Annotated in this window: 3 protein-coding genes and 2 pseudogenes; 1 reads left to right on the top strand and 4 read right to left on the bottom strand. The window is 73.6% G+C overall.

Features of this window, described 5'->3' with window-relative positions:
* The 4 genes and pseudogenes from ACLEQD_RS38905 to ACLEQD_RS38890 form a co-directional block, all read right to left on the bottom strand.
* A pseudogene (locus ACLEQD_RS38905) lies at nt 1–798 on the bottom strand (hemagglutinin); the annotation flags it as partial.
* A 51-nt stretch (nt 799–849) separates the two neighbouring features.
* Nucleotides 850–1,350, bottom strand: a complete 501-nt coding sequence (locus ACLEQD_RS38900) for a hypothetical protein (RefSeq protein ID WP_338262697.1) — start codon at nt 1,348–1,350, stop codon at nt 850–852.
* 15 nt (nt 1,351–1,365) lie between these two features.
* On the bottom strand, nt 1,366–1,866 hold the full coding sequence (locus ACLEQD_RS38895; protein ID WP_410390939.1) for a cupin domain-containing protein: 501 nt from the start codon (nt 1,864–1,866) through the stop codon (nt 1,366–1,368).
* 14 nt (nt 1,867–1,880) lie between these two features.
* Nucleotides 1,881–2,663: a class I SAM-dependent methyltransferase gene (locus ACLEQD_RS38890; RefSeq protein ID WP_410390938.1), complete on the bottom strand. Its 783-nt coding sequence runs from the start codon at nt 2,661–2,663 to the stop codon at nt 1,881–1,883.
* A 100-nt stretch (nt 2,664–2,763) separates the two neighbouring features.
* Between ACLEQD_RS38890 and ACLEQD_RS38885 the strand changes: the two are divergent.
* Nucleotides 2,764–3,789: pseudogene (locus ACLEQD_RS38885) on the top strand (citrate/2-methylcitrate synthase); the annotation flags it as partial.

Here is a 3,789-nt window from a genome sequence, read left to right as displayed (position 1 = left end):
CGTGCGTCCGCCCTGGCCTCCGATGCCGCCGTGACCGCCCCCCCCACCCCCGGAACCGGAGCAGTTGCCGCCACCGCCGCCGTTGGCCAGGTTGCCGCGCCCGCTGGAAATGCCGTTCCTGGATGAAACTCCCGCCACGCCCTCGCCGCGCGAGGAGCCGCCCTTGGCACGCTCCAGCTCCAGCCCGGTGCAGCCCGTCAGGTCGGCGCCAGCCTGGAAGACGCCTCCCAACGAGCCCAGGCCATCCGCGTCGATGCGGCCGTCGTTGATCACCTTGCCCATCACCAGCATCGCGAGGATGCCGCCGGACTTGCCGTTCCACGGCGACGTGGTGAGCCGCGCGCCCGGCTGGACGACGACGTCAACGTACTCGGCCACGCGCACCACCTGCGCCCGGTTCGCGGTGTAGGCGTAGCGGAGCGGCGCGGTCAGCACGAGCGTGGCGGGCGTGGTGGTCGTCACCGTCTCCACCCGCGCCAGCTCCCAGCGCCCCAGCGCGACGGACCCCGCCAGCGACACGCCCTTCGGGTTGCCCAGGTCGGGCGTGGGCGACAGGCCGGTGCTCTCGTGGATCATCACCAGGTCGCCCGAGGCGAAGACGGCGCTGGACACCACCAGCTCCGCGTCTCCCGCCACGACGTTCTGTCCCAGGGGGGACTCCGCGGACACGGGGAGGGTCCCCTCCGCGACGACGGTCAGCGTGCCGTCGCGGCCGGTGCCCAGGCCAAACGAATCCGGCTCCGCGCGAGCGACCTGCGCCAGGAGCAACCCAACGATGAGAGCCAGCGTGATGCGCATGCCCCCATGGTGCCCCACCGGGCGTCCAGGGTCGAGGGAGGCCCGGCCGCTTCAGCGCGGCGCCACCAGGTCCTGGAGCCCGCGCGCGTTGACGGGCGCGAAGAAGGGCTGCCGCAACAGCCGTCCCAGGGCGCGGCGCTCGACGCAGAGCAACTGGAGCGAGTCCTCCCACTCCCCCAGCACCGCCACCGCGCGCACGTCGGCCGCGTCGCGGTACAGGTCGTTGAGGTTGTGCACGAGCGCGGGCACGTCCTCCACCTCCCAGCGCTCCGTGACGTCACCGGCCGCGACGTGCAGCTCCAGCGCGGGGCGCTCGCGCACGTCCACGACCTTGAGCCGCCGGGCCGCGCCGCCCATGGCCGCGGTGAGCGGGCCCACCAGCTCATCCGGCCGGACGCCGTACCCCACGGTGAGCCCGCCCACGAGCAGGCCCGCCTCGCACAGCCGCAACATCGACACGTGGGGAGGCTCGCCCTTCGGCAGCAGCGCGGAGGCGGCGGCGGAGTCCTTGAGCAGCCGCTCGCGGTCGAGCGCATCCAGCAGGGAGGCCATGGGCCGCGCACCCTATCAGGGCTCCTCGCCCTCCCAGTAATCCACCTCCGCGTCCAAGGGCAGATACGCCTGCAGCGTGCGCGACGCCTTGTCGCCCCCGGGCGCCGCGCCCGCGAAGACGCCCACCTTCTTCGAGTCCGGGTACACGAGGACGTCCGGCGCCTCCATGGTGGAGAAGCACAGGTAGCGCAGCGGCTCCGGGCCGTCGTTGATGAGCTGATGCGCGGACTCCGCGCCGGGCGGCAGCGCGACGTAGTCCCCCTCGCGCACGGGCAGCGTCTGGGTCCCCAGTCGCAGCGACCCCGTGCCGGACAGGACGTAGACGGCCTCTTCATTGCCCAGGTGGTAGTGCAGCGGCCACGAGCGGCGGCCCGGCGGAAGCTCCACCAGGCTGCACCCGAGCTTGCGCCCGTGCGCGGCGGCGCCCAGCTGCTTGCGCTTGAGGGCCACGCGGCTGCCGTGGGCGACCTCCGTCCAGGGGACGTCTTCCGAGTGGATCAGGTGAGGCGAGGACATGGCGGGCTCCTGTTTCACGGGCGCGCCGCGACGAGCGCGAACACGCGGTGGGGGACGGACATCGGCTCCTGGGGGAAGCGCGCGGCGAGGAGCGCGGCCAGCGCGGCGTCGAAGCGGGCGACCTGCTCGGGCGGGAGCATGGCGCCAATGCGGGCGTTGGCGCGCATCCGTCCGCGCCACGCTTCGTGGGTGTACGGCGTGAGCGTGTCGAAGGTGAAGGACGTGAGGGACTGGAAGCCGGCCACGCCCACGTCGCGGAACCACTGCGGGTAGATGCCCACGCCCTGGCCGAAGCGGTCCACGGGCAGGTCCACGCGGGGGCTGAACTCCTCCACCAGGGCCTCGGTGGCCTCCAGCAGGTTGCCGGGCAGGGCCGTCCAGTCGAAGTGGCAGAGGATCAGCTTCCCGCCGGGCTTGAGCAGACGGAAGGCCTCGCGCGCGGCGGCGGCGCGGTCGAACCAGTGCCAGCACTGGCCCGCGAACACGCGGTCCAGGGACCCGGACGGCAGGCCCGTGTTCTCCGCGGGGGCCTCGCGGAAGTCCACGGTGAGGCCCTCGTCGCGGGCGAGCCGGGCGGCGGCCTCCAGCTGCGGCGCGGAGACATCCATCGCGGTGACGTGGCAGCCACGCCGGGCCAGGCTGCGCGCGACGGTGCCGGTGCCGGTGCCCAGGTCGAGCACGCGCAGGCCGGGCGTGAGCACGCCGTCCTGTTCGAGCCGTGTGTAGAAGGCGTCCGGGAATCCCGCCCGGTGTTTCGCGTAGTCCGACGACGTACGGCCGAAATCCACCACGTGCATGGTCGCGCTCCCCGCTCGGTGTGGCCTCGTCCATGGGCGGGTCGACTCGACAGGAACGTCCAGTCGAGTCGAGACTCCGCACCCGGGAGGCACGTGGAACATGGTGCGTCGTGCAGGGGGACGTTCTCAATCTCGATTCGACCATCCAGTTGAGGAGGAGCTGCTGCGCGCGGAGGAGGCGGCCGCCCTCCTGGGCGTGAAGCGGGCGACGCTCTACACCTACGTGAGCCGGGGGCTCGTGCGGTGCGTGCCGGAGAAGGGCACGAAGGAGAACCGCTACCTGCGCGCGGACGTGGAGCGGCTGAAGACGCGCCACGACGCCCGCGCGGGCCACGCGGCGGTGGCGTCCGGAGCGCTGCGCTGGGCGAGCCCGTCATCGACTCGTCGGTGTCGCGCATCAGCGAAGACGGGCTCGCGTACCGGGGCCACGACGCGGTGGAGCTGGCCGCGCGGGGACACCGCTTCGAGGACGTCGCGGAGCTGCTGTGGACCGGGAGCCTGCCGCTGCAAACCACGTCATGGCCCGCGCCGGAAACACCGTGGGACGCCGGTGGACACACGGAGCCGCCGGGGCGAGGCACGCGGTCGCCGGGCTCGGAGCGCAAGGCTTCAAGGAGCGCGCTGCGCGTGTCCCCCGCCTCGCTGGCCGCCATGCTCCCGCGCGACACCCCTCCCCTGTCCGCGCTCGCCGCGCTGGTGCCGCTCCTCGCCGCGAGCGACGCGGGCCGCTTCGCCGCGCCCGCGGAGCAGGAGATGCTCCGCGCACGCCGCCTCATCCGCCACCTGGGCACGTGGGTCTGCGTGGCCCAGGCTCCTGGCCGCGTGTCGCGCGCGTCGAAGGAAGCGACGGTGGCCGCGTCGCTCGCCACGGCCTGGGACGCGAAGCCGAAGCGGACCGCGGAGCTGATCAACCTGGCGCTGGTGCTCTGCGCGGACCACGAGCTGAACACCTCCACCTTCGCGGCCCGCGTGACGGCCTCCTCCGGCGCGGACCTGTACGCGTGCATCAGCGCGGCGCTCGCGGCCATCTCCGGCCACCGCCACGGCGGCGCCTGCGACCGCGTGGAGGCGCTCCTCGCGGAGGTCGGCCGTCCTGAGCGCGCCGCGCAGGTCGTCCACGGCCGCC

It is taken from the genome of Corallococcus sp. 4LFB, from assembly GCF_046520365.1.
Taxonomy (GTDB): Bacteria; Myxococcota; Myxococcia; order Myxococcales; family Myxococcaceae; genus Corallococcus; species Corallococcus caeni.
Note: the sequence above shows the minus strand (reverse complement) of the source record. Positions and strands in the feature narration are given on the sequence as shown.